20 protein-coding genes and 2 pseudogenes are annotated in these 23,930 nt (G+C 63.1%); 9 read left to right on the top strand and 13 right to left on the bottom strand.

Translation table 11 applies throughout. From position 1 onward, the window contains the following. Positions 1-212 precede the first annotated feature (212 nt). A complete protein-coding gene (locus Q0T48_RS21295) occupies positions 213-1,166 on the top strand; it encodes an SMP-30/gluconolactonase/LRE family protein (protein ID WP_295960873.1) in 954 nt (317 codons plus the stop codon). Positions 1,167-1,224: 58 nt separating this feature from the next. On the opposite strand, the gene Q0T48_RS21290 is transcribed toward Q0T48_RS21295, so the two are convergent. The 9 genes from Q0T48_RS21290 to Q0T48_RS21250 form a co-directional block, all read right to left on the bottom strand. Next, on the bottom strand, positions 1,225-1,458 hold the full coding sequence (locus Q0T48_RS21290) for a formate dehydrogenase subunit delta (protein ID WP_295960870.1): 234 nt from the start codon (positions 1,456-1,458) through the stop codon (positions 1,225-1,227). Next, complete coding sequence (gene fdhD / locus Q0T48_RS21285) at positions 1,455-2,291, bottom strand: formate dehydrogenase accessory sulfurtransferase FdhD (RefSeq protein ID WP_295960868.1); 837 nt, start codon at positions 2,289-2,291, stop codon at positions 1,455-1,457. Before fdhD ends, Q0T48_RS21290 begins: the two co-directional genes overlap by 4 nt. Positions 2,292-2,294: 3 nt before the next feature. Continuing rightward, entirely contained in the window at positions 2,295-5,168 is a 2,874-nt protein-coding gene (gene fdhF, locus Q0T48_RS21280) for a formate dehydrogenase subunit alpha (RefSeq protein WP_295960865.1), read from the bottom strand. A gap of 22 nt (positions 5,169-5,190) precedes the next feature. Then, entirely contained in the window at positions 5,191-6,735 is a 1,545-nt protein-coding gene (locus Q0T48_RS21275) for a formate dehydrogenase beta subunit (RefSeq protein WP_295960861.1), read from the bottom strand. Further along, positions 6,732-7,211 carry a formate dehydrogenase subunit gamma gene (locus Q0T48_RS21270; RefSeq protein WP_295960858.1) on the bottom strand — a complete coding sequence of 160 codons (480 nt, stop codon included), beginning with the start codon at positions 7,209-7,211 and terminating at the stop codon, positions 6,732-6,734. The genes Q0T48_RS21275 and Q0T48_RS21270 overlap by 4 nt, the downstream gene beginning before the upstream one ends. Before the next feature lie 47 nt (positions 7,212-7,258). Further along, positions 7,259-8,890, bottom strand: coding sequence for an OFA family MFS transporter (locus Q0T48_RS21265; RefSeq protein WP_295960904.1), 1,632 nt, complete (start codon positions 8,888-8,890; stop codon positions 7,259-7,261). A gap of 264 nt (positions 8,891-9,154) precedes the next feature. Continuing rightward, on the bottom strand, positions 9,155-10,111 hold the full coding sequence (locus Q0T48_RS21260) for a LysR substrate-binding domain-containing protein (RefSeq protein ID WP_295960856.1): 957 nt from the start codon (positions 10,109-10,111) through the stop codon (positions 9,155-9,157). A 6-nt stretch (positions 10,112-10,117) separates the two neighbouring features. Further along, complete coding sequence (gene apbC, locus Q0T48_RS21255) at positions 10,118-11,209, bottom strand: iron-sulfur cluster carrier protein ApbC (protein WP_295960854.1); 1,092 nt, start codon at positions 11,207-11,209, stop codon at positions 10,118-10,120. 71 nt (positions 11,210-11,280) lie between these two features. Continuing rightward, the gene (locus Q0T48_RS21250) at positions 11,281-11,973 is read right to left on the bottom strand and encodes a Bax inhibitor-1/YccA family protein (protein ID WP_295960851.1); all 693 of its coding nucleotides are present in this window, start codon (positions 11,971-11,973) and stop codon (positions 11,281-11,283) included. A gap of 96 nt (positions 11,974-12,069) precedes the next feature. Here Q0T48_RS21250 and Q0T48_RS21245 point away from each other — a divergent pair, with 96 nt between their 5' ends. Further along, positions 12,070-12,954 (top strand): LysR family transcriptional regulator, encoded by an 885-nt coding sequence (locus tag Q0T48_RS21245; RefSeq protein WP_295960848.1) that lies wholly within the window; start codon positions 12,070-12,072, stop codon positions 12,952-12,954. On the opposite strand, the gene Q0T48_RS21240 is transcribed toward Q0T48_RS21245, so the two are convergent. After that, positions 12,955-13,254, bottom strand: coding sequence for a DUF2917 domain-containing protein (locus tag Q0T48_RS21240; RefSeq protein ID WP_295960846.1), 300 nt, complete (start codon positions 13,252-13,254; stop codon positions 12,955-12,957). A gap of 135 nt (positions 13,255-13,389) precedes the next feature. On the opposite strand from Q0T48_RS21240, the gene Q0T48_RS21235 reads away from it, so the two are divergent. The 4 genes from Q0T48_RS21235 to Q0T48_RS21220 are packed head-to-tail and all read left to right on the top strand — an operon-like array spanning position 13,390 to position 19,837. Further along, positions 13,390-14,841, top strand: coding sequence for a PLP-dependent aminotransferase family protein (locus Q0T48_RS21235; RefSeq protein WP_295960844.1), 1,452 nt, complete (start codon positions 13,390-13,392; stop codon positions 14,839-14,841). Positions 14,842-14,848: 7 nt separating this feature from the next. Next, a complete protein-coding gene (locus Q0T48_RS21230) occupies positions 14,849-16,060 on the top strand; it encodes a patatin-like phospholipase family protein (RefSeq protein ID WP_295960841.1) in 1,212 nt (403 codons plus the stop codon). 32 nt (positions 16,061-16,092) lie between these two features. Continuing rightward, a complete protein-coding gene (gene metG / locus Q0T48_RS21225; RefSeq protein ID WP_295960838.1) occupies positions 16,093-18,171 on the top strand; it encodes a methionine--tRNA ligase in 2,079 nt (692 codons plus the stop codon). Positions 18,172-18,184: 13 nt separating this feature from the next. Next, positions 18,185-19,837, top strand: coding sequence for a SulP family inorganic anion transporter (locus Q0T48_RS21220; protein WP_295960836.1), 1,653 nt, complete (start codon positions 18,185-18,187; stop codon positions 19,835-19,837). On the opposite strand, the pseudogene Q0T48_RS21215 reads toward Q0T48_RS21220, so the two are convergent. Beyond that, positions 19,810-20,997 (bottom strand): annotated as a pseudogene (locus Q0T48_RS21215) (MFS transporter). The gene Q0T48_RS21220 and the pseudogene Q0T48_RS21215 overlap by 28 nt on opposite strands. A 100-nt stretch (positions 20,998-21,097) precedes the next feature. Here Q0T48_RS21215 and Q0T48_RS21210 point away from each other — a divergent pair. Continuing rightward, entirely contained in the window at positions 21,098-21,988 is an 891-nt protein-coding gene (locus Q0T48_RS21210; protein ID WP_295960834.1) for a LysR family transcriptional regulator, read from the top strand. Here Q0T48_RS21210 and bamE read toward each other — a convergent pair. Then, on the bottom strand, positions 21,985-22,473 hold the full coding sequence (gene bamE / locus Q0T48_RS21205) for an outer membrane protein assembly factor BamE (RefSeq protein ID WP_295960831.1): 489 nt from the start codon (positions 22,471-22,473) through the stop codon (positions 21,985-21,987). The two genes, Q0T48_RS21210 and bamE, sit on opposite strands and share 4 nt — an antisense overlap. Positions 22,474-22,518: 45 nt before the next feature. On the opposite strand from bamE, the gene Q0T48_RS21200 reads away from it, so the two are divergent. Together Q0T48_RS21200 and Q0T48_RS21195 are read left to right on the top strand one after the other, a co-directional pair. After that, positions 22,519-22,725 carry a DUF3460 family protein gene (locus Q0T48_RS21200; protein WP_295960828.1) on the top strand — a complete coding sequence of 69 codons (207 nt, stop codon included), beginning with the start codon at positions 22,519-22,521 and terminating at the stop codon, positions 22,723-22,725. Positions 22,726-22,792: 67 nt separating this feature from the next. Then, complete coding sequence (locus Q0T48_RS21195) at positions 22,793-23,617, top strand: ScpA family protein (protein ID WP_295960826.1); 825 nt, start codon at positions 22,793-22,795, stop codon at positions 23,615-23,617. On the opposite strand, the pseudogene Q0T48_RS21190 reads toward Q0T48_RS21195, so the two are convergent. Continuing rightward, a pseudogene (locus Q0T48_RS21190) lies at positions 23,614-23,930 on the bottom strand (ornithine-acyl-ACP acyltransferase); the annotation flags it as partial. The gene Q0T48_RS21195 and the pseudogene Q0T48_RS21190 sit on opposite strands and share 4 nt — an antisense overlap.

Raw genomic sequence — 23,930 nt, 5'->3', positions numbered from 1 at the left:
TACCACGGCAAAACTATCGTGGTGGGTTGTTTCACAGTGAGCGCTCCAATCTGCCTGTCATTCCCCGCAGAAAGCCCCCGTGCCAACCACGCCACCCAGGGGAGGCACCGCATGCGGTCACGGGCCTGGGCCCGACTGTACGCGCAGCCGGCCAGAGCGCACACCCGACTGCAAGGGCATACTGGCCGTCCTATAAAAAACCGAGACATCCCATGTGGCAACCCAGTACCCGTTATCCCGACCCGGCCATCACCGTGCTGGACCCGCGTTTTGAGCGCTACCACCTCTTCAACGCCGCCGTAGAGCGCATTGCCACTGGCATGCGCTGGGCCGAGGGGCCGGTGTGGTTTGGCGACGGGCGCTACCTGCTGTGGAGCGACATCCCGAACAACCGCGTCATGAAGTGGGAGGAGCAGGCCGGCGCGGTCAGCGTGTTCCGCCAGCCGTCCAACTTCGCCAACGGCCACACCCGCGACCGCCAGGGCCGCCTGGTGGGCTGCGAGCACGGTGGCCGCCGCGTGGTACGCACCGAGTACGACGGTAGCATCACCGTGCTGGTCGACCAGTTCAACGGCAAGCCGCTGAACTCGCCCAACGACGTGGTCGTTAAATCCGACGGCAGCGTGTGGTTCACCGACCCGCCCTTTGGCATCCTGGGCCACTACGAAGGTTTTAACGCCGTGCCCGAGCAGCCCACCTGCGTCTACCGCTTCGACCCCGCTACCGGCCAGTGCACAGTGGTGACCGACGCGGTAGATCGTCCCAACGGCCTGTGCTTTTCGCCCGATGAGCGCTTGCTGTACGTGGTCGAATCCGGTGCCACACCGCGGCGCATCCGGGTATTTGATGTGGAAAGTGGTGTGGGCGGCACGCGCCTGGTCAACGACCGGGTGTTCGTGACCTGCGCCGACGGTGAAAGCCCCGACGGCTTTCGCTGCGATGTAGACGGCAACCTGTGGGCCGGTTGGGGCGGCAAGGATGAAAAAGAGGGCCGCGACGGCGTGATGGTCTTTGCCCCCGATGCCACACCCATAGCCCACATCGCCCTGCCCGAGCGCTGCGCCAACCTGTGCTTCGGCGGCCCGGCCCGCAACCGCCTGTTCATGGCGGCCAGCCAGTCGGTGTATGCGCTGTATGTGGGGGTGCAGGGGGTGGCGGGAGGCTAGCCAAATTTACATAAAATCAGCCTCTAGCGCATATTCCATATACGCTAGTAGCTATTTATTACATAGCAGGCTGTAAATCTGCCCGGTGCTTGCGCAGTGCGGCCAATACGATCTCGCGCATGCCTTGGGCCTCGTCGGTGTCCAGGGCGGCCAGCAGGGCGCGGCGCATGCGGGGTTCCCAGAACTTGCGGATATGGGTGGCGATGTCGTCCAGCGCTTCTTCGCGCTCGGGCATGGTCTCGAAGAATTCGCCAATCTGGTTGGCCATGCGGATGAGGTTGTCGGCTTTCATGGGGTCGGTTCCAGTCGAATCTGTTCAGGGTGGCTGTAAACGCTGGCGTTGTCGCCACGCGCAAAGCCCAATAAGGTGATGCCTGCGGCCTCGGCCACATCGATGGCCAAGGCGGTCACGCCGGAAATGGCGGCCAGCAGGGCGACGCCGGCGCAGGCGGCTTTTTGCACCATCTCGAAGCTGGCGCGGCTGGTGACGACGATGAAACCGCTGGGCGCATCCAACTTGATCACCTGCAGCGCGCCGACCAGCTTATCCAGCGCGTTGTGGCGGCCCACGTCTTCGCGCACCAGGGCGATGCTGCCGTCGGCGTGGCACCAGGCGGCGGCGTGGGTGGCACCGGTGGCATCCAGCAGGTGTTGCTGGCTACGCAGGGCGGCCAGGGCGCGGGCCACGGCGGCGATATCAAAAGAAGTGGCGGGCGCGGCCACCGGCGCGGGGCGGCGCACGGCGTGGGCCAGGCTGTCGGTGCCGCACAGGCCACAGCCGGTACGGCCGGTGAGGCTGCGGCGGCGGTCTTTGAGGCGGGCGAAGCAGGCGGCGGCAATCTCGATCTGCAGCGTATGGCCCTGCGCGGACACCACCAACTCGATATCGCGGATCTGGTCCACCGTGTCCACGATGCCCTCGGTGCGCGAGAAACCACGCGCAAAGTCTTCCAGGTCGGCCGGCGTGGCCATCATCACCGCGTGCGAGATGCCGTTGTATTCCAGCGCCACGGGCACCTCGTCGGCCACCCAGTCGGTGGCGGCAAACACCTGGCCTGCGCGCACACCCACCACGGCGGCGGGGCGGCAGCCGGGGACGGGGTGCAGGGGCTCGGTGCGCTGCATGGCTTACTTGATCGCGTCGGCCAACACAGGCGCCTTGGAGGCCGCCTGCAGCAGGTCCAGCTGGTTCTGGTTGAACTGCGCGTAGGACTTTTGCCATTCCGACGGCTGCACCACCGGCATCACCTGCACGGCAGTCACCTTGTACTCGGGGCAGTTGGTGGCCCAGTCGGAGTTGTCGGTGGTGATCACGTTGGCGCCCGATTCCGGGAAGTGGAAAGTGGTGTAGACCACGCCCGGCTGCATACGTTCGGTGACCAGCGCCCGCAAGACTGTGTGGCCCGCGCGGCTCTCAATACCCACCCAGTCGTTAGGCTTGATGCCGCGCTCTTCGGCGTCATGCGGGTGGATTTCCAGCAGGTCTTCGTTATGCCACTGGCTATTTTCAGTACGGCGGGTTTGCGCGCCCACGTTGTACTGCGAAAGGATGCGTCCGGTGGTCAGCAGCAGCGGAAACTTGCGGGTGACTTTCTCTTCGGTCGCAACGTACTGGGTAATGATGAACCGCCCTTTGCCGCGCACGAAGCGGTCCTGGTGCATGGTTTCGGTGCCCAACTCGGCGGTGTCCTCATTGCACGGCCATTGCACGCTGCCGTGCTTGTCGATCTTCTCGTAGCTGACGCCACGGAAGGTCGGTGTCAGCGAGGCAATCTCGGCCATGATCTCGCGGGGATGCTTGTAGGCCATAGGGTGGCCCAGCGCATTTGCCAGCTTGACGGTGACTTCCCAGTCGGCCAGCCCGGCCTTGGGCGGCATAACTTTGCGCACGCGGGAGATGCGACGCTCGGCATTGGTGAAGGTGCCGTCTTTTTCCAGGAACGACGAGCCGGGCAAGAACACATGGGCGTACTTAGCGGTTTCGTTCAAAAAGATGTCTTGCACCACGATGCATTCCATGGCCGACAGGGCCGACACCACGTGCTGGGTGTTGGGGTCGGACTGGACGATGTCCTCGCCCTCGCAATACAGACCCATGAAACTGCCCGCCAGCGCGGCTTCAAACATATTGGGAATGCGCAGACCGGGTTCAGCTTGCAGCGAGACGCCCCAGGCGGCTTCGAATTCAGACCGTACGGTCGAGTCTGAAATATGGCGGTAGCCCGGCAGCTCATGCGGGAACGAACCCATGTCGCACGCGCCCTGCACGTTGTTCTGGCCGCGCAGCGGGTTCACGCCCACGCCTTCTCGGCCCACGTTGCCGGTGGCCATGGCCAAGTTGGCAATCCCCATCACCATGGTGGAGCCCTGGGCGTGTTCGGTGACTCCCAGGCCGTAATAGATGGCCGCATTGCCGCCGGTGGCATATAGGCGGGCGGCAGCGCGCAGGTCGCCAGCGGGCACGCCGGTCACCAGTTCCATTGCTTCGGGCGAGTTCTCAGGTTTGGCCACAAATTCGCGCCACTGCTGGAAGGATTTGTCATCGCAACGCTCGGCGATGTAGTCGCTGGCCAGCAGGCCCTCGGTAACCACCACGTGGGCCAATGCAGAGATCACTGCCACGTTGGTGCCGGGCTTGAGTTTCAGGTGGTAGTCGGCCTGTACGTGGGGCGAACGCACCATGTCGATGGTGCGCGGGTCGATGATGATCAGCTTGGCGCCTTCGCGCAGACGCTTTTTCATGCGCGAAGCGAACACCGGGTGACCATCGGTAGGGTTGGCACCGATGACCATAATCACATCGGCATGCTCCACCGACTTGAATGTCTGGGTGCCAGCCGATGTGCCGAAGGTCTGGCCCAGGCCGTAGCCGGTAGGCGAATGGCAAACCCGGGCGCAGGTGTCCACGTTGTTGTTGCCGAATGCTGCACGCACCAGCTTTTGCACCAGATAGGTTTCTTCGTTGGTGCAACGCGACGAGGTGATACCGCCAATAGCGTCACGCCCGTGCTTGGCCTGGATGCGGCGGAACTCGCTGGCTGCGTAGCCGATGGCTTCGTCCCAGCTCACCACTTGCCACGGGTCGGTGATGCTCTTGCGGATCATCGGGGTGGTGATGCGGTCCTTGTGGGTGGCGTAGCCCCAGGCAAAGCGGCCTTTGACGCACGAGTGGCCTTCGTTAGCCTTGCCGTCTTTCCACGGCACCATGCGCACGACTTCATTGCCCTTCATTTCAGCTTTGAAGGCGCAACCCACACCGCAGTAGGCGCAGGTGGTGATCTTGCTGTGCTCGGGCTGGCCCATCATGATGACGGTTTTTTCTTGCAACGTGGCGGTAGGGCAGGCGGAAACGCAAGCACCGCAGCTGACGCAATCGGATTCCATGAACGGCTGGTCTTGGCCCGCCGACACGCGGGACTCGAAGCCCCGGCCCGAAATCGTCAACGCAAACGTACCCTGGGTCTCTTCGCAGGCGCGCACGCAGCGGTTGCAGACGATGCACTTGGAGGGGTCGTAGGTGAAGTACGGGTTGGACTCGTCTTTTTTGGCGTGCAGGTGGTTAGCGCCGTCCATGCCGTAACGCACTTCGCGCAGGCCGGTGACGCCTGCCATGTCTTGCAGCTCGCAGTCGCCGTTGGCAGAACAGGTCAGGCAGTCCAGAGGGTGGTCGGAGATGTACAGCTCCATCACGCCCTTACGCAGCTCTTGCAACTTGGGGCTTTGGGTGCGCACTTTCATGCCGGACTCGACCAGCGTGGTGCAGGATGCGGGGTAGCCTTTGCGGCCCTCCACCTCGACCAGGCACAGGCGGCAGGAGCCAAACGGCTCCAGGCTATCGGTAGCGCAGAGCTTGGGCACATTAATGCCTGCATCCACCGCCGCACGCATCAGCGAAGTGCCCGCGGGCACAGTGACGTATTCGCCGTCGATCTCTAACGTCACCTCTTGTGCAGAAGAACGCAGGGGGGTGCCAAAGTCAATTTCTGTGGGGTGGTTTTGCATGGTGTGCTCCGTGCGTCGTTAATTAAACGGCCAACTGCACAGGGGCAGCCAGACCGAAGTCTTGGGGGTAGTGGTTCAGCGCCGACAGCACCGGGAAAGGTGTCATGCCGCCCATGGCGCACAGCGATCCGTGGACCATGGTGTCGCACAGGTCGCGCAGCAGCTTGACCTGCTGGGGTTGGTTTTCGCCACTGCGGATGCGGTCAATCACCTCGACCCCACGCGTTGAACCAATGCGGCAGGGCGTGCACTTACCGCAGGATTCAATGGCACAGAATTCCATCGCGTGGCGTGCCAACCGGGCCATGTTGGCCGTGTCGTCATGCACCACGATACCGCCGTGGCCTACCACTGCACCCACCGCGGCATAGGCTTCGTAGTCCAGTGGAATATCCCACTGCGACTCGGGCACATACGCACCCAGTGGCCCACCGACCTGCACCGCCTTGATGGGGCGCCCAGTAGCAGAGCCACCGCCAAAATCAAATATCAGTTCGCGCAGGGTTACACCAAAAGCTTTTTCGATCAGCCCGCCATGCTTGACATTGCCCGCTAGCTGGATGGGCAGAGTGCCACGGGAACGGCCCACGCCGAAGTCGCGATAGTGCGCCGCACCACGCGCCAAAATAATGGGCACCGAGGCCAAAGAAATCACATTGTTTATGACTGTGGGCTTGCCAAACAGACCACTGAGCGCAGGCAATGGCGGCTTGGCACGCACGATGCCGCGTTTGCCCTCCAGACTCTCCAGCATGGCCGTTTCCTCGCCGCACACATACGACCCGGCAGCCATGCGCACATGCAGATGAAAGCTGTGCGCGCTGCCCAGAATGTGGTCGCCTAAAAAGCCAGCGGCGGTGGCTAACTCAACTGCGCTACATAAGGTGGCTACAGCGTGTGGGTATTCAGAGCGAACGTAAATATAGCCCTGCGTAGCCCCGGTGGCAACCGCGGCGATGGCCATGCCCTCGACCAGCATAAAGGGGTCGCCCTCCATGGTCATGCGGTCTGAATAAGTGCCTGAGTCGCCTTCGTCGGCATTACAGACAATGTATTTTTGTGCGCCCTGTGCCGCAGCAACGGTTCGCCATTTAATGCCCGCGGGAAAGGCTGCACCACCCCGCCCTCGCAGCCCGGAATCCAGCACATGCTGCACCACTTCCGCAGGACCCAGTTTGATAGCATTGCGCAGACCGGTAAAACCATCAAACGCCTCATAGTCGGCCAGCGACAAAGGCCTGGTGATGCCCATGCGGGCGAAGGTCAGGCGCTCCTGCTTTTGCAGGTAGGGCATGTCTTCTGGACGGCCCAAATGCAGCGGATGGCTGCTGGCCCAATCGGCATCAAACAGGCTAGCGACGTCTTCTTCGGCCACGGGGCCAAAGGCAATACGGCCCAGCGGTGTGACCACCTCGACCAGCGGCTCTAACCAGAACATGCCACGGGAACTGTTGCGGTGCAGCTCGATGGCGACACCGCGCCGATCGGCCTCGGCCTGGATGGCCAGCGCGACTTCGTCGGCACCTACAGCCAATGCGGCGGAGTCACAGGGAATGTAAACAATCATGCTGCGCTCCGGGCTTGGGCGACCAGGCGGTCAAATTTGGAAATACTTACACGCGCATGAACTTTGTCATCCACCACCATGGCTGGGGATGAAGAACATAAACCCAGGCAGTACACCGGCTCCAGCGTCACCGCGCCATCGGCTGTGGTGCCGGGATGGTCCCCATGGAGCCCAAGGCGCACGCAGGCATGGGCCCACAACTGTTCCGCTCCCATCGACTGGCAGGCCTCGGCCCGGCAGATTTGCACTACGTGCTGGCCTGCGGGTTCCGAGCGGAAGTGGTGGTAATAGGTGATAACACCGTGCACCTCCGCCTTAGACAGGTTGAGGGCTTTGGCAATAGCGGGCACCGTATCGGCCGGGATATAGCCCAGTTCATGCTGCACAGCGTGCAGGATAGGCAGAAGCGCACCCGGTAGATGCTGGTGCGTGGCCACGACCGTAGCGACGGTCTGGAGGTTTTTTTCAAGTGTCATCGTGGCCTGCTTCTGTCTTGGCGCTGCGCGCGCCTAGGGTCTAAAGATCAATGGATAAATTTACCAACGCTTAACAGGGTCCGGTAAATACCCCATGCGAGGGGAATGCCGACTGCCAGCCACACCAGTATCGCCAGCCCAGAATCCGCGCTGGTAGTCCCGCCATTGGCATTGGCGTACAGCACGGTGCCGGACGCCTTCTCGTGCGCCAACCGTTTTTCAACGGCCAGTTCACCGTCGGTCATAAAGTGCTTGTCGGCCACTGGGCGGATCAGCAGGTTGCACACCAGGCCCACCGCCAACATACCCATCAGGATGTACATGGTCTGGTTGTAAACCTGTTCACGCGGCAGGCCTAAACCCAGTTGGTATTCGCGCATGTAGTTCACCACTACCGGGCCCAGTACACCCGCGGTGGCCCAGGCAGTCAGCAGGCGGCCGTGGATGGCACCCACCATTTGTGTACCAAACAAGTCTGCCAAATAAGCGGGGGCGGTAGAAAAGCCACCGCCATACATACTCAAGATCACGCACAGTGCGGCCACGAACAACGTAATGTTGCCTGCAGAGGCGCTGCCGGGCACGCTGAGATACAAGGCGCCGCCGAGCACGAAAAACACAATATAGGTAATTCTACGACCCAGCTTGTCAGACAAGCTGGCCCACACGAAGCGGCCACCGATGTTGAACAGGCTCAGTAACGCGGTAAAGCCCGCTGCCACCGTAGCAATGGCTGCTAATTGGATTTTATCCAGTTCACCGTATTTTTGTGTCAGGCCAATCAGCGATCCGCCAAATACCTCTTGCAGCATGGGCGACGACATACCGATCACACCAATGCCGGCACTGACGTTCATGCACAACACCATCCACACCAGCCAGAACTGGGGAACGCCCCATACCTTGCTGACGTGTACGTGGCGCTGGGTAATCATGGTGTTACTGGCGTTGGGTGCGGGCGGGCTCCAGTCGGCAGGTTTCCAACCGGATTCAGGTACCCGGTAGCCCAAAGCACCGGCCATCATGAACACGAAATACACCAACGCCATAACGATAAAGGTCTGCATCACGCCCACGTCGGTCGCAGTGGCGAAATATTTCATCAAATCTGCCGCAAATGGGCTACCAATCATCGCGCCGCCGCCAAAACCCATAATAGCCATGCCGGTGGCCATGCCGCGCCGGTCAGGGAACCACTTGATCAGCGTGGACACGGGGGAGATATAGCCCAAACCTAGACCGATACCGCCAATGACCCCTGAACCCAACAGCATCATCCAAAACTGGTGCAAATGGATGCCTAAAGCCGAAATCAGCATACCGCCGCACCAGCACAATGCTGCTACGACACCCGCTTTACGCGGGCCCGCACGTTCTAGCCAGCCGCCCCACAGCGCTGCCGACGACCCGAGCAGCACAAAGAACAGGGTGTACATCCATCCGAGGGTAGAAATCTTCCAATCGCAATTGGTGACGAACAGCTCTTGGAAGAAGCCGATTTCGGGACCGCATTTGATGGCTTCTTTGATTCCCAACGCCCTGGATAAAGGCAACCAAAAGACCGAAAATCCGTAGGCCATGCCGATGCACAGATGGATGGCCAGCGCTGCGGGGGGAACCAGCCAGCGGTTGAATCCAGGGCCCGCGATTGTGCCTTCCTTGTCCAGGAATCCTGCCATGTGATGCCTCTCCATTTTTTTATCCCCCGGGTATGCGGCGGATTTCATCGTGTCAGGACGGTTTGTACAGGCCCGGCCGTGGCGGGTCCAATGGAATCTCTACATGGAGTGATTCAAAGCGCGAATGCTGCAGCGCAACAGTACGGTATAGGTCTTAGAATTTAAAGGGTATTTTTAGGCATAAAAACACCCTCTAGCGTATATTCAATATACGCTAGAAGCTATTATTTTTTAACTTAAAAACAATAGCAAACCCAAGCTGGTTTACAGCGGCCAGGCACCGGCCAGTTGCCCGCTGTGGGCGCTGACGTGGCGCAGCCAGTCGGGCGATTCGGCCAGGGCCAGGGCGGCCTGCATGGCGCGCGAGGGGCGCACCACCTTCGGGGCCATGAAGCCGATGGGGGTGCGCACTTCGGGCGCGACCAGCGGCAGCGCCTCTAGTTCGCGGTAGGTCAGCACGGCGGCCAGCAAGCCGCCGGGCAGCACGCTGCACACGCTACCGTCCACCACGCTGAGCACCAGCGAGAAGATGGAATTGGTCTCGATGGCGGGCACCACCTGGATGCCTGCGGTGGCAAAAGCCGCGTCCATGATGGTCCGGTTGTGCATCTCGGGGGTCAGCAGGCACAGCGGCAGATCGGCCAGGGTCTGCCACGGCACGGGGTCGCGCATTTGCAGGCCGTCCTGGTGCGGCTGCGCAGCACGGCGCACCAGAAAATAAAACTCGTCGTACTGCGGCCAGGCCTGCAGCTTGACGGCGCGCTGGTGCATGCGGTCGGTGTAGCCCAGGGCCAGGTCCAGCGACAGGTCTTCCAACCGCGTCTCCAGCTCCAGTGAGCTCAGCGACAACACCACCGGCTGGATGCCCGGGTGCCGGGCCTGCAGCATGGCCGCAAACCGCGACAGGACGGGCACAGCCGTAGGAATCGCGCCCATACGCAGGCGACCCCGAGGGTAGTCGGCCTCGCTTTTCAGCGCCTGCTGCAGCACCTCGTGCTCGTGCAGCATGCGGTGCGCGGTGAGCAGCACCTGCTCGCCCTCGGGCGTCAGCCCCTCGTAGTTGCGGCCCCGGCGCACGATGACCACGCCAAACTCGTCCTCCAGGGCCTTGAGCGCGTTGGACAGCGCGGGCTGGGTGATGTGGCAGGCCAGGGCCGCGCGGCCGAAGTGCTTGTGCTCGTGCAGCGCCGAGAAGTAGCGCATGGCGGCCATGAGGTTCATGGCGGCTTATGTGTCTTTGCTGATGGAGATGGTGGGAAATTTAGACGAAAAGTCTTTGTTCTTGCCCGCAATCGACACCGCCACCTGGCGGGCAATGGCCTTGTACAGGGCAGCAATCTCGCCGTCCGGCTCGGCCACCACGGTGGGCTGACCACCGTCGGCCTGTACGCGGATCTGCATGTTCAGCGGCAGGGCACCCAGGTAGTCCATGCTGTATTCGGCGGCCATCTTCTTGCCGCCATCGGCCCCGAAGATGTGCTCCACGTGACCGCAGTTGCTGCACACGTGCACGGCCATGTTTTCCACGATGCCCAGAATCGGCACGCCGACCTTTTCAAACATCTTGATGCCTTTGCGCGCATCCAGCAGGGCAATGTCTTGCGGCGTGGTGACGATGACTGCGCCGGTCATGGGCACGCGCTGGCTCAGCGTGAGCTGGATGTCGCCGGTGCCGGGCGGCATATCGACGACCAGGTAGTCCAGGTCTTTCCAGTTGGTTTGGCGCAGCAACTGCTCCAGCGCCTGGGTGGCCATGGGGCCGCGCCAGACCATCGCCTGGTCCTGGTCCACCAGAAAGCCGATCGACATGGCTTGCACGCCGTGGTTCTCCATGGGTTCCATGTTCTTGCCATCCAGGCTCTCAGGCTTGCCCTGGATACCCAGCATCATGGGCAGGCTGGGGCCGTAGATGTCAGCATCCAGCAGGCCCACGCGGGCACCCTCAGCCGCCAGCGCCAGCGCCAGGTTCACGGCGGTGGTGCTCTTGCCCACGCCGCCCTTGCCCGAAGCCACGGCTACGATGTTCTTCACACCGGGCAGGAGCTGCACGCCCCGCTGCACGGCATGGGCGGAGATTTTAGTGGTGATGTTGACGTTGATTTGGCCGATACCGGGCAATGCCTGCACTGCCGCCGCCAACGCGGCTTTTAGGGCGGCATGCTGGCTTTGGGCGGGGTAGCCCAGCTCGATACCGAAGCTGACATCGGACCCCTGGATGGCCAGGCCGCGGACAGCTTTGGTGGATACGAAATCGGTGCCGGTATTGGGATCAATGACGCTTTTGACCGCGTCCAGCACCTGTTGTTCTGAGAAAGGCATGCATAACTCCTATGGGACGCGTAGTCTATGCCCAAACCTACGCGCCCTGCCCCCGTGGGGGCAAGCGGGAGTTATTCGTTGCTACCGCCGATACCGAACAAGCTCAACAGGCTGGTGAACAGGTTGAAGATCGACAAATACAGGCCCACCGTGGCCATCACGTAGTTGGTTTCACCGCCGTTGACGATGCGGCTGGTGTCCATCAGGATCAAACCGGCCGACAACAAAGCCACCATGGCCGATACGGCCAGGCTCAGCGCGGGAATCTCCATGAACACGGCGGCCAAGCCGGCCAGAATCGCGATCACCATCCCGGCAAACAAAAAGCCAGCCATGAAGCTGAAGTCGCGCTTGGACGTGACCGCCCAGGCCGACAAGGCCAAAAAGGTCGCGCCCGTGGCGGCCAGCGCCAGCATCACAACCTGTGCGCCGCCGGGCATGGCCAGCGAACGCGCCACGATGGGGCCCAGCGTGTAGCCCATGAAGCCAGTGAAGGCAAACACGGCAGGGATCGCCCAGCCGCTGTTTTTGAGTTTGTGCACGGCAAACAGCAGGCCAAACATGCCCACCAGCATCACCACCAAGCCAGGGGCCGGGGCTTGCAACACGATGCCTGCGGTGGCCACGGCGGCGCTGAACAGCAGCGTCATCGACAGCAGCGCGTAGGTGTTGCGCAGCACGCGATGGGCGGCGCTGGGCAATGTGTTTGGTACCTGGGTAATCAACGTGGGGTCCGGGCGACCGGAGGGGGAAACATGTTCCATGGATTGCTCCTGAGTGACAGAAAACCCAACCATACGCGCGTCTCGGATACTAAAAAAGCAGAGAATCGTGAAGTATTCATCCCTTAAAACTTGACAATGACCGAAGCCTTCAGCTATCGCCACCTGCATTACTTCTGGGTGGTTGCCCGCGAGGGCGGCATGGCCCGCGCCGCCGACCGCCTGGGTATGGCGGTGCAAACCGTGAGCACCCAGGTGCGCGAACTGGAGCGCTCGTTGGGCGTAACCCTGCTCAAACCCGTAGGGCGCGGCCTGGTGCTGACCGAAGCCGGGGTGGCCGCCATGCGCCAGGCCGACCTGATTTTCCAGCTGGGCGAAGAACTGCCCAGCGTGGTGCACGATGCCATCAGCGCGCCGTCGGTGCGGCTGGCGGTGGGCATCTCGGAGGGCCTGCCCAAGCTGGTGGTGCGCCGCCTGCTGCAGCCGGTGATGCCCGAGCCGCACCTGCGCCTGCTGTGCCACGAAGACGAGTTCGACGACCTGCTGGGCGACCTGGCCCTGCACCGGCTGGACGTGGTGCTGGCCGACCGACCGGCAGCCGCCAACCCCAACATCAAGGTCTACAGCCACCCGCTAGGCACCTCGGCCATGGCCTGGTACGCGCCCGCGCCCTGGGTGGAGGCCGCGCAAAAAGACTTTCCCCGCAGCCTGGCCACCGTCCCGGTGCTGCTGCCCACCACCCACGCGGCGGTGCGTCCGCGCATCGACCAGTGGTTCGAGCGCATGGATGTCAAGCCGCACATCGTGGGCGAATTTGAAGACAGCGCCCTGCTGGTGACCTTTGGGGCCGGAGGCATGGGCGCATTTCCCGCCGCCGAGTGGGTGCACGAGGAGCTGACCACCCGCTTTGGCGTGCAACGCATCGGCCCCTGCGAGGGCGTGGAAGAACGCTTTTATGCGATTGGCACCGAGAAGAAGGTGCAGCACCCGCTGGTGCAGCGGCTGCTACCTGGTAAGTCGTAACTAGGCCGAGCCTACAGCCCCGGCCATGCCCAGCCCTGGCCGTGCCAACCGGATGCGCGGGGCGCGGTGCATCGCAGCAGGCTGCGCAATCTGAAAATCCACCGACGGCTCGGCACTCAGCCGCACGCTGACAGCCTGCGGCGCAGTCCAGCTGCCATGGGTCTGCAGCCACACGTCTTCGCTGCGGCCATCCTGGGTCAACCACAGGCGGCCGGTGCTGACGCGCAGCACCGCACCGGCGGGCAACCGCAGCGCCACCACCTCCGGTGTGCGCAGTTCGAAATGTTCAATTCTGACCATCGCCGTCTCCTGAAAAATCTCCCACCACGGCTTGCGGTGGAGTGGCATTCACTGTAATCTTGCTACCTGTACAGTACCAATACAGTTGACCGAATAGATGCTGCCACTGGCCTGCTAAAGCCACCAATACAGTCCATGCCTAACCTTGCCATCGACCAAAGCGCCACCCTGGGCGCGCAAACCACCCTGGTAGACCAGCTGGTGCAGTGGGCCGAGCAGCGCATCCAGCAGCAGGTGTTTCGCCCCGGCATGCGCATGCCCTCGGTGCGCGAGTTGGCACTGGAGCGCGGGGTATCGCGCTTCACCGTGGTGGCCGCCTACGAACGGCTGGTGGCGCGCGGACACCTGCTGGCGCGGCGGGGGGCGGGGTTTTTTGTACGCGAGACTGCGCCCCCGGCCAACACCCGCGCCAAATCCTCCCCGGCGCGCGCCAAACCGCAGCAGCCCATCAACATGGGCTGGATGGTGCGCAACATGACCAGCGGTATTCCGGCCGACCTGTCGCCGGGTTCGGGCTACCTGCCACCCGACATGTGCGGCGGCGACCTGCTCAAACTGGGCCTGCGGGCGCTGGCCAACCACAGCACCAGCCACCAGCTGGCGCAAGGAGCCTCGGCCCAGGGCTACGCGCCGCTGCGGACGCAAATCCAGCGCACGCTGGCCGAGCGGGATATTGAGGCCCACCCCTCGCAAATCCTCACCACCACCGGCGCAGCCCAGGCCATCGACCTGATTTTTCGCATGGTGCTACGCCCGGGCGACACCGTGCTGGTGGGCGAACCCGGCTGGTGCAACCCGCTGCTGTGGCTGCGCGGGGTGGAGGTGGTGGGCGTGCCCTACACCCCGCAAGGGCTGGACGTGCAGGCCCTGACCGCGCTGGTGGAAAAACACAAACCCAAGCTGATCTTCCTCAACCCCGTGCTGCACAACCCCACTGGCACCCTGCTGAGCGCCGCTGCGGCCTACCAAATCCTGCGGCTGGCCGAAGCCCACGACTTCCTGGTCATCGAAGACGATATCTATTCCGACTTTCTGCCCCAGGGCATGGCCGTCACGCGGCTGGCCAGCCTGGACCAACTGCGCCGGGTGATCTACGTGAACAGCTATTCCAAGATGCTCGCGCCCAACATCCGCGTGGGCTATTTGGCGGGCCCGGCCGAGCTGGTGGACACCCTGACCACCCACAAGCTGCTGACCGCGCTGACCACCCCCGAGATCAACGAACGCATCGTCTACAAGGCGCTGACCGAGGGCAGCTACCGCAAGCACTGCCAGCGGGTGCACGCCACGTTGGACAGCCTGCGCGAGCCCGCCTTCAAACGCATGCAAGATCTGGGGTTGCGGGCTTTTTGCCAGCCGCAGGCCGGTTTTCTGGGCTGGTTCTACACGGGGGTAGACACCAACCACCTGGCCGCCCTGGGGCTGGAGGCGGGGTATCTGCTGCGCCCGGGTGCGCTTTTTTCGCTGCGGCAAACCCCCAGCCCGTGGATGGGCATCAACATCGCCACCAGCCAGGACCCCGGCATGCTGGCCTGGCTGGCCACCACCCTGGAGCAACTGCGCCAGCGCGGTGGCCAGCTTTCATAATTCCAGCATGCCGAATTCACCCACCTCCACTGCGCTCTTGCTCACCGGCGGTGGTGCCCGCGCCGCCTACCAGGTGGGCGTGCTCGAAGCCATTGCCGACCTGCGCCTGACCAGCGGTGCAGGCGGCACGGGCAACCCCTTTCCCATCATCACCGGCACCTCGGCGGGCGCGCTAAACGCCGCCGCCCTGGCCTGCGGGGCAGACGACTTCGATACCGCAGTGCGGCGCATTGTGGGCGTGTGGCAAAACATGGAGGCCGCGCAGGTCTACCGCACCGACCCCATTGGCGTGATGCGCAGCGGCGCGCGCTGGCTGACGCTGCTGTCGGTGGGCTGGATGCTGGCCAAATGGCGCAAGGTGCAGCCTCGCTCCCTGCTGGACAACCGCCCGCTGCGCGAACTGCTGGAGCACCTGGTGCCGCTGCAGCGCCTGCCTAGCCTCATCGCCCAGGGCCATGTGCATGCGCTGGCGGTCACCGCGTCCAGCTACAGCTCGGGCGAGCACTTGACCTTCTTCCAGGGCAGCGATGCACTGCAGCCCTGGGCCCGGTCGCAGCGCCAGGGTCTGCGCGACCAGCTCACGCTGGAGCATCTGCTGGCCTCATCGGCCATTCCCTTCGTGTTTCCGGCCATGCCGCTGGCCTTGAACGGCCACCACGAATACTTTGGCGATGGCTCCATGCGACAGTCGGCCCCAGTCGCACCCGCGATCCATTTAGGCGCTACAAAGGTCCTGGTGATCGGCGCAGGGCGCATGGTGGAGCCCAAGGGCGAAGCCCCCACCCTGGCCAACGACAGCTACCCGTCGCTAGCGCAAATCGCGGGCCACGCCCTGTCCAGCATCTTTTTGGACGCGCTGGCGGTGGACGTGGAGCGGGTGCACCGCATCAACACCACGCTGGCCCTGATACCGCCCGAGCTGCGCCACAACAGCCCACTGCGCCCGGTCGATCTGCTGCTGATCGCGCCTTCGCAGCGCATCGACGCCATCGCCGCCCGCCACGCACACCGTCTGCCGCCCGCCATCCGCACCCTGCTCGGTGGCCTGGGCGGCGCACCCCACACCGATGCCGCCAAGGGCTCGGCCCTGGCCAGCTACCTGCTGTTCGAAGCCAGTTTTACCCGCGAGCTGATGGCCCTGGGCTATGCCGATGCCAAAGCGCAAAGCGCCGAGGTGTGCCGGTTCTTTGGCTGGGCCGATGCCACGCTGCCAGACTAAAATCGAGGGCTGTTTTGAAAGCCCGTTCCCCCATGCCACGCCAACTCTTCGTCACCACCGCCCTGCCCTACGCCAACGGCAACTTCCACATCGGCCACATCATGGAATACATCCAGGCCGACATCTGGGTGCGGTTCCAGCGCATGCAGGGCCATGCGGTGAACTTTGTGGGTGCCGACGACACGCACGGCGCGCCCATCATGATTGCGGCCGAAAAGGCGGGCATCACGCCCCAGCAGTTCGTGGCCAACATCGCTGCCGGGCGCAAGCCGTATCTGGACGGCTTCCACATCGCTTTTGACAACTGGCACAGCACCGACGCGCCCGAAAACCACGCCCTGGCGCAGCAGATTTACCGCGACCTGAAGGCCAACGGCCTGATCTCCAGCAAGGTGATTGAGCAGTTCTTCGACCCCGAGAAGAACATGTTCCTGCCGGATCGCTTCATCAAGGGCGAATGCCCCAAGTGCCACGCCAAGGACCAGTACGGCGACAACTGCGAAGTCTGCGGCTCGGTCTACGCGCCCACTGATCTGATCAACCCCTACTCGGCCCTGTCGGGTGCCACGCCCGAGCTGAAAAGCTCGGAGCACCTGTTCTTCCAACTGTCCGACCCGCGTTGCGTGGAATTTCTGGAGGGCTGGACCCAAGACGGTCGCCTGCAGCCCGAGGTGGCTAACAAGGTCAAGGAATGGTTCACCGTGCGCACTAACGCCGACGGCACCACCAGCGAAGGCCTGGGCGACTGGGACATCAGCCGCGACGCGCCCTACTTTGGCATCGAGATTCCCGACGCGCCGGGCAAATACTTCTATGTGTGGCTGGACGCGCCCGTGGGCTACCTGGCCTCGTTGAAGAATTTGCTGGACAAGCGTGGCGAAGATTTCGAGGCCTACATGGCCCAGCCCGCGCTGGAGCAGTACCACTTCATCGGCAAGGACATCGTCACCTTCCACACCCTGTTCTGGCCCGCGATGCTGAAGTTCAGCGGCCGCAAAACACCGGATTCGATCTTTGTGCACGGCTTTTTGACCGTCAACAACGGCGAAAAGATGAGCAAGAGCCGCGGCACCGGCCTGGACCCGCTGAAGTACCTGGGCCTGGGCATGAACCCCGAATGGCTGCGCTACTACATCGCCGCCAAGCTCTCGGCCCGCAACGAAGACATCGACTTCAACGCCGACGACTTCATGGCGCGGGTGAACAGCGATTTGATCGGCAAGTACGTGAACATCGCCAGCCGTGCCGCCGGTTTCCTGGCCAAACGCTTTGCTGGTAAATTAAGTGCCTTATCGGCCTCTAGCGCAGAGCTTATAAGCGCCATTAGCTCTCAAAAAGAGAGTGTTTCCAGTTTGTACGAACAGCGCGAGTACGCCAAGGCACTGCGCGAAACCATGCTGCTGACCGACCGCGTGAACGCCTACGTGGACGCCAACAAGCCCTGGGAACTGGCCAAAAAAGAAGGCATGGACGCCGAACTGCAAGACGTTTGCAGCACCTGCATCGAAGCCTTCCGCCTGCTGACCATCTACCTGAAACCCGTGCTGCCCGCGCTGGCGGCGCAGGTGGAAGCGTTTTTGAATGTGACGCCGATGGGCTTTGCCGAGGCCGACACGCTGCTCGGCGCTGGCCACACGATTGGCAACTACCAGCATCTGATGCAACGCGTCGATGTGAAACAACTTGATGCATTATTTGAGGCCCCAGCCCAGGCAGAATCTACGGTAGCAGCTACAGAAACTATAGTACCCGGCGGTGCGGAAATTGCGCCGGTCATCACCATCGATGACTTCGCCAAGATCGACCTGCGCATCGCCAAGATTGTGAATTGCGAAGCGGTCGAAGGATCGACCAAGCTGCTGCGCCTGACGCTGGACGTGGGCGAGGGTTCGACCCGTAACGTGTTCAGCGGTATCGCCGCACACTACCAGCCAGACCAGCTCATAGGCAAACTGACCGTCATGGTGGCCAACCTCGCCCCGCGCAAGATGAAATTCGGCCTCAGTGAAGGCATGGTGCTGGCCGCCAGCCATGCCGATGCCAAAGCCCAGCCGGGCATCTACGTGCTGGAGCCCTTCCCCGGCGCGCAACCCGGTATGCGCATCGGCTAAAAACCACCCCGCCATGACCTCGCCCCTCGCCCGCTTCCACCCCCGCCTGATCGATGCCTTGCGGGGCTACAACCGGGAGAGATTGGGCAAGGATGTGGGCTCGGGCCTCGCAGTGGGCATCGTCGCCCTGCCGCTGGCTATGGCATTTGCGATTGCCAGCGGCCTCAAGCCCGAAGCCGGGCTGTGGACGGCCATCATCGCCGGATTCATCATCTCCGCGCTGGGCGGCACCACGGCGCAGATCGGTGGCCCGGCAGGGGCTTTTATCGTCATCGTCTACGGCATCGTCGAGCGCTACGGCGTGGCGAACCTGCTGATTTCCACTGCCTGCGCGGGCGTGCTGCTGTTTGCGCTAGGCCTGTTCAAGCTGGGCACGCTGGTGCGCTACGTGCCGGTGAGCATCGTGATCGGCTTTACCAACGGCATCGCGGTGCTGATTGCGCTGTCGCAGGTGAAAGACCTGCTGGGGCTGGACATTGCCAAGATGCCGGGCGACTTCTTCTCGCAGATCAAGGCCATCGTGGGCCACATCCACACGTTGAACTTCTTTGCGCTGGCGCTGGGGGCCGTGTGCGTGCTGGGGCTGTTTGTGTGGCCGCGCGTGTTTGTGCAGGGCTCGCCGCTGATCCGCCTGCTAGAAGGCCGCACGGTGCGCACTTTTGCGCGGGTGCCAGGCCCCATCGTGGCGCTGGTCACGCTGTCGCTGCTGGCCTGGGCCTTGGGCCTACCCGTCGAGACGCTGGGTACCAAGTTCGGCAGCATTCGCAGCGGCCTACCAGTGTTTGCGCTGCCCGACTTCAGCTGGGACACGGTACGCCTGCTGGTCACGCCCACGCTGACCATTGCCCTGCTGGGCGCGGTGGAGTCGCTGCTGTGCGCCCGCGTGGCCGACCAGCTCGCCAGCGACCCGCACAACATGAAGCATGACCCCAACCAGGAACTGATGGCCCAGGGCGTGGCGAATTTTGTGGTGGCCTTCTTTGGCGGCATGCCCGCCACCGGCACGATTGCCCGCACCGTCACCAACATCCGCTCTGGCACCACCTCGCCCATCGCCGGTATCGTGCACGCCCTGGTACTGGCGGGCGTGGTGCTGGTGGCGGCACCGCTGGCGCTGTACATCCCGCTGGCGGTGTTGGCGGGCATCTTGCTGTTTGTAGCCTGGAACATGGGTGAATGGCATAAGTTTGTACGCCTCAAGCAGTTCAGCAACCACTACCGCATGCTGTTGCTGGGCACGTTTTTCCTCACCGTGGTGTTTGACCTGACGGTGGCGGTAGAGGTGGGCATGCTGCTGGCCTGCGCCTTCTTCATCCGCCGCATGAGCACGCTGTTCCATGTGGATGCGGTGGCCGAGGGCGAAGGCGCTTTGATCTACAAGCTGTACGGCGCGTTGTTCTTAGGGGCGGTGGCCAAGATCGACCCCATCGTGCAGGCCGTGGAAAGCCGCCACCACGGCACGCGTGTGGTGCTGGACGCATCGCAGCTGATCTCGCTGAATGCCAGCGGGCTGGACGCGCTGGAGCAGCTATTCAAGGCCATCGTGCACCGGGGCGGCCAGCTTTACATCAACGACCTGAACGACCAACCCCGGGGGCTGATGGAGCGCTCGGGCTTTGCGGGCCGGTTGAAAGACTTTCAAACCAGCGCGGCCGCGGCGCTCTGAGTGCGGGCGCGGTCCAGGCTGCCGCTCCAGGCCGTCAAGGCCACGGCGCCCAGCACCACCAGGCCGCCAATCCACGGCGTGTGGGCCAGGCCCAGGTGACTGACCACCCAGCCGCCGCCCCAAGCCCCCCCGGCAATGCCGAGGTTGAAGGCCGCGATGTTCAGGCCTGAAGCCACATCCACCGCCTGCGGCGCAACACGCTGGGCCTGCTGCACCACGTAGACCTGCAGACCCGGCACGTTGCCAAAGGCAAACGCACCCCACACCAGCACGGTGGCCACGGCCAGCCAGGGGCTGGAGGCGGTGAGCGACAGCACCAGCAGCACGCCCGCCAGGCCCAGGAACAATATCTTCAGCGCGCTGATCGGGCCGTGCCGGTCGGCCAGCTTGCCACCCCAGATGTTGCCAAACGCCACCGACACGCCGTAGACCATCAGCACCAGGCTGACCGCGTTGGTGCCAAAGCCCGACAGCTCCTACAGGATGGGCGCCAGGTAGGTAAAGGCCACAAACGAGCCACCGTAGCCCACGGCGGTCATGGCGTAGACCAGCAGCAGGCGCGGCTGCTTCAGCACCTGCAACTGCTGCAGCACGCTGGCGGGTTGGTTGTGTTTCAGCGTGGAGGGGATAAAGAACAGGCTGATCAGCATCGCCACCACGCCCAGCGCAGCCACCGCCAAGAATGTAGCACGCCAACCAAAATGCTGGCCGATGAAGGTGCCCAGCGGCACGCCGGTGACCAGGGCCACGGTAAGGCCCGAGAACATGGTGGCAATCGCGCTGGCGGCTTTCTCTTTGGGCACCAGGCTGGTGGCGATGGTGGAGCCGATCGAGAAGAACACGCCGTGGGCCAGGCCGGTCAGCACCCGCGCTACCACCAGCGAGGTATAGCCCGGTGCCTGCCAGGCCACCAGGTTGCCGATGGTGAACAGCAGCATCAGGCCCAGCAGCAGCATCTTGCGCGGCACTTTGCCGGTCAGCGCCGTCAGCACGGGTGCGCCCACAGCCACGCCCAGCGCGTACAGGCTGACCAGCAGGCCCGCCGACGGAATGCTGACCCCCAGGTCGGCGGCCATGGTGGGAATCAGGCCGACGATCACGAACTCGGTCGTGCCGATGGCGAATGCGCTGATGGTCAGCGCGAGGAGGGCAAGTGGCATAAAGCACCTATTCAGTTGCAAGGAAAAGCCGGATTCTGGGCGCTTTACCCTTGCCGAAAAAGCGCTGCATTGGCACAAGATGTATGCATAAAATTCAACAATGAAAACCACCTTGGACGAACTGCAGGCCTTTGCCACCGTGATCGACGCGGGCTCCATCACCGCGGCGGCCGAGCAACTGGGGCAAACCGTGTCGGCCATCAGCCGCTCGCTGGGCCGCCTGGAAAAGAAGCTGGACGTGACCCTGCTGCGCCGCACCACCCGCCGCCTGGAACTCACCGAAGAAGGGGCGGTGTTTCTGGCCCAGGCCCGCAAGATCATGGGTGCGGTAGAGCAGGCCGAGGAGCAGATGGCCCAGCGCCGCAACCGACCCGCCGGGCGCTTGCGGGTCAACGCCGCGTCGCCCTTCATGCTGCATGTGCTGGTGCCGCTGGTGGCGGGCTTTCGGGCGGCCTACCCGGACATTGCGCTGGAGCTCAACAGCAGCGACCAGATCATCGACCTGCTGGAGCACCGCACCGACGTGGCCATCCGCATCGGCCCGCTGGTCGATTCCAGCTTGCACGCGCGGCCTCTGGGCAGTTGCCTGCTGCGCGTGCTGGCCAGCCCAGCCTACCTGAAGGCCGCAGGTCGGCCCCGCACGGTGGAAGATGTGGAGAAACTCAGTCTGCTGGGCTTTACCCAGCCGGACAGCCTGAACGCCTGGCCGCTGCGCAACCCCACGGGCGACCGGCTGGTGATTGCGCCGACGCTGCGCGCCTCCAGTGGCGAGAGCCTGCGCCAACTGGCCCTGGCGGGTGCCGGTGTGGTGTGCCTGGCCGACTTCATGACCGAGGGCGACCGCGCGCGCGGCGACCTGGTGCAGCTGCTGCCCAGCGCCACGGTGGAAGTGCGCCAGCCCATCCACGCCGTGTACTACCGCAACACCGCACTGGTGTCGCGCATCGCCTGCTTTCTGGACTACGTGGCGGCAGGCTTCAGGCCGACTTAACGGCTGTGCACCGAGTCCGGGTCGGGCACGGACATAGTGCGCAGCACCCGGTAATCAGGGTCGAACACCACGGTGAACACCATGGACGTGTTCGGTGGCTCAAGGTAGCGCCAGTCGTAGTCCACCTCGTTCTTGAGCTTGAAGGACGTGGTCTTCATCGGCTTGCCCAGCATCTTGCGCACGTCTTCCATCATCATGCCGGGCTGGACTTTGGCGAAGTTCTGCGGGGTCAGCACCTGACGCAGGGCACTCATCTTGCCGTCGGAACCGATGGTGATCATGTAATTTTGGTGGCCTTGCGGCTGGCGGTTGTACTCGAAGGTATGGCCCCCGTCGGCGGCATCCCAGATTTTCTCGGGCTCGCCGAACTTGGCCCGCACATCGGCCTCGGTGGCCACGCCTTCTTCCAATTCACTGATGCGCTGCGGGTCGCAGGCACTCAAGGCCAGCGCCACACAAACTAAGCCCACCCATTTTTTCAACATCGCTTGTAGCCCCCGTAAAATCAGTCCAAACCAAAGGTTAAGTCTATGTCCATCTTTCGCCGCCCCGATTACACATCCGAAACCACCCAGTTCATCGAGCAACTGAAAGAGAAGAAGCCCACGCTCGAAGCCGAGCAGTTGGCTGGCCGCGCCCTGCTGTGGGAGCAAAAGGTAGACCGCAGCGCCCAGGAAGAGTACCGCGAGGGCCGCGTAGCCCAAAACCCGTACGTTTACCAAACCAATAACAAATAAGTAGCCAAATTGGCATCTAGCGCATATTACAAATGCACGATTAGCTATTATTTAAATAGCACATGCCGTGGTTGAAGCGCTAGCCCCCCCCGAGGCGCTGGACCCGGTGGCACGGGCCCGCCTGTACGGCGAGCCGATGTTTGCCATGCCGCTGGATTTGTACATCCCACCGGATGCGCTGGAGGTGTTTCTCGACGCTTTCGAAGGCCCGCTGGACCTGCTGCTGTACCTGATACGCCGGCAAAACTTCAATATCCTCGACATCCCCATGGCGGCCCTGACGCGCCAGTACCTGGTGTACGTAGACGAGATCCGCAGCCGCAACCTGGAGCTGGCGGCCGACTACCTGCTGATGGCGGCCATGCTGATCGAGATCAAGTCGCGCATGCTGCTGCCGCCCAAAAAGGCTGCAGAGGGCGAAGAAGCCGAAGACCCGCGCGCCGCCTTGGTGCGTCGCCTGCTGGAGTACGAGCAGATCAAGCTGGCAGCGGCCCGCCTCAACGCGCTACCCCAGTTTGGCCGCGACTTTCTCAAAGCCCAGGTGTTCATCGAGCAGGCGCTACAACCACGTTTGCCCGAGGTGCACGTGGCCGACCTGCAAGAGGCCTGGCGCGACATCTTGCGCCGCGCCAAACTCATCCAGCACCACACCATCACCCGCGAAGAGCTGTCGGTGCGCGAGCACATGAGCTACCTGCTCAAGACCCTGCAAGGCCGCAAGTTTGTAGAGTTTGAAGAGCTGTTCGATGCCGCCAAAGGCATGTCGGTGCTGGTAGTGACCTTCATCGCCCTGCTGGAGCTGGCCAAGGAGACGCTGGTAGAGATCGTGCAGGCCGAGGCTTTTGCGCCAATCTACGTGCGCCTGGCCTACTCGCCCGTCTCTGTGGCTTAACCGCCGAAGTGCTTGCGGTAGCGCGCAGGTAGGTCCGCAATGCGCAGCAACATCGGCAGGTCGGCGGTGTTGAAATCTGGGTCCCAGGCGGGCGCACCCAGTACCTTGGCGCCCAGGCGCAAATAGCCCTTGATCAAGGCCGGTGGCTCGATGTCCAGCGTGCTGTCGAACTGCTCGATAGGCAAGGCCAGGCGCGGCTGCACGTGGTATTCGATCGGGGCCATGTGCGTTTTTTGCAACTGCCGCCAAATGCTGGCCGCCGCATCACCCCCCACCACGCCGTTGTGCAGCATGGGGATGCTGGCGCAGCCGA

Origin of the sequence: Rhodoferax sp. (genome assembly GCF_025354435.1) — a bacterium.
Lineage (GTDB): Bacteria > Pseudomonadota > Gammaproteobacteria > Burkholderiales > Burkholderiaceae_C > Rhodoferax_B.
Note: the sequence above shows the minus strand (reverse complement) of the source record. Positions and strands in the feature narration are given on the sequence as shown.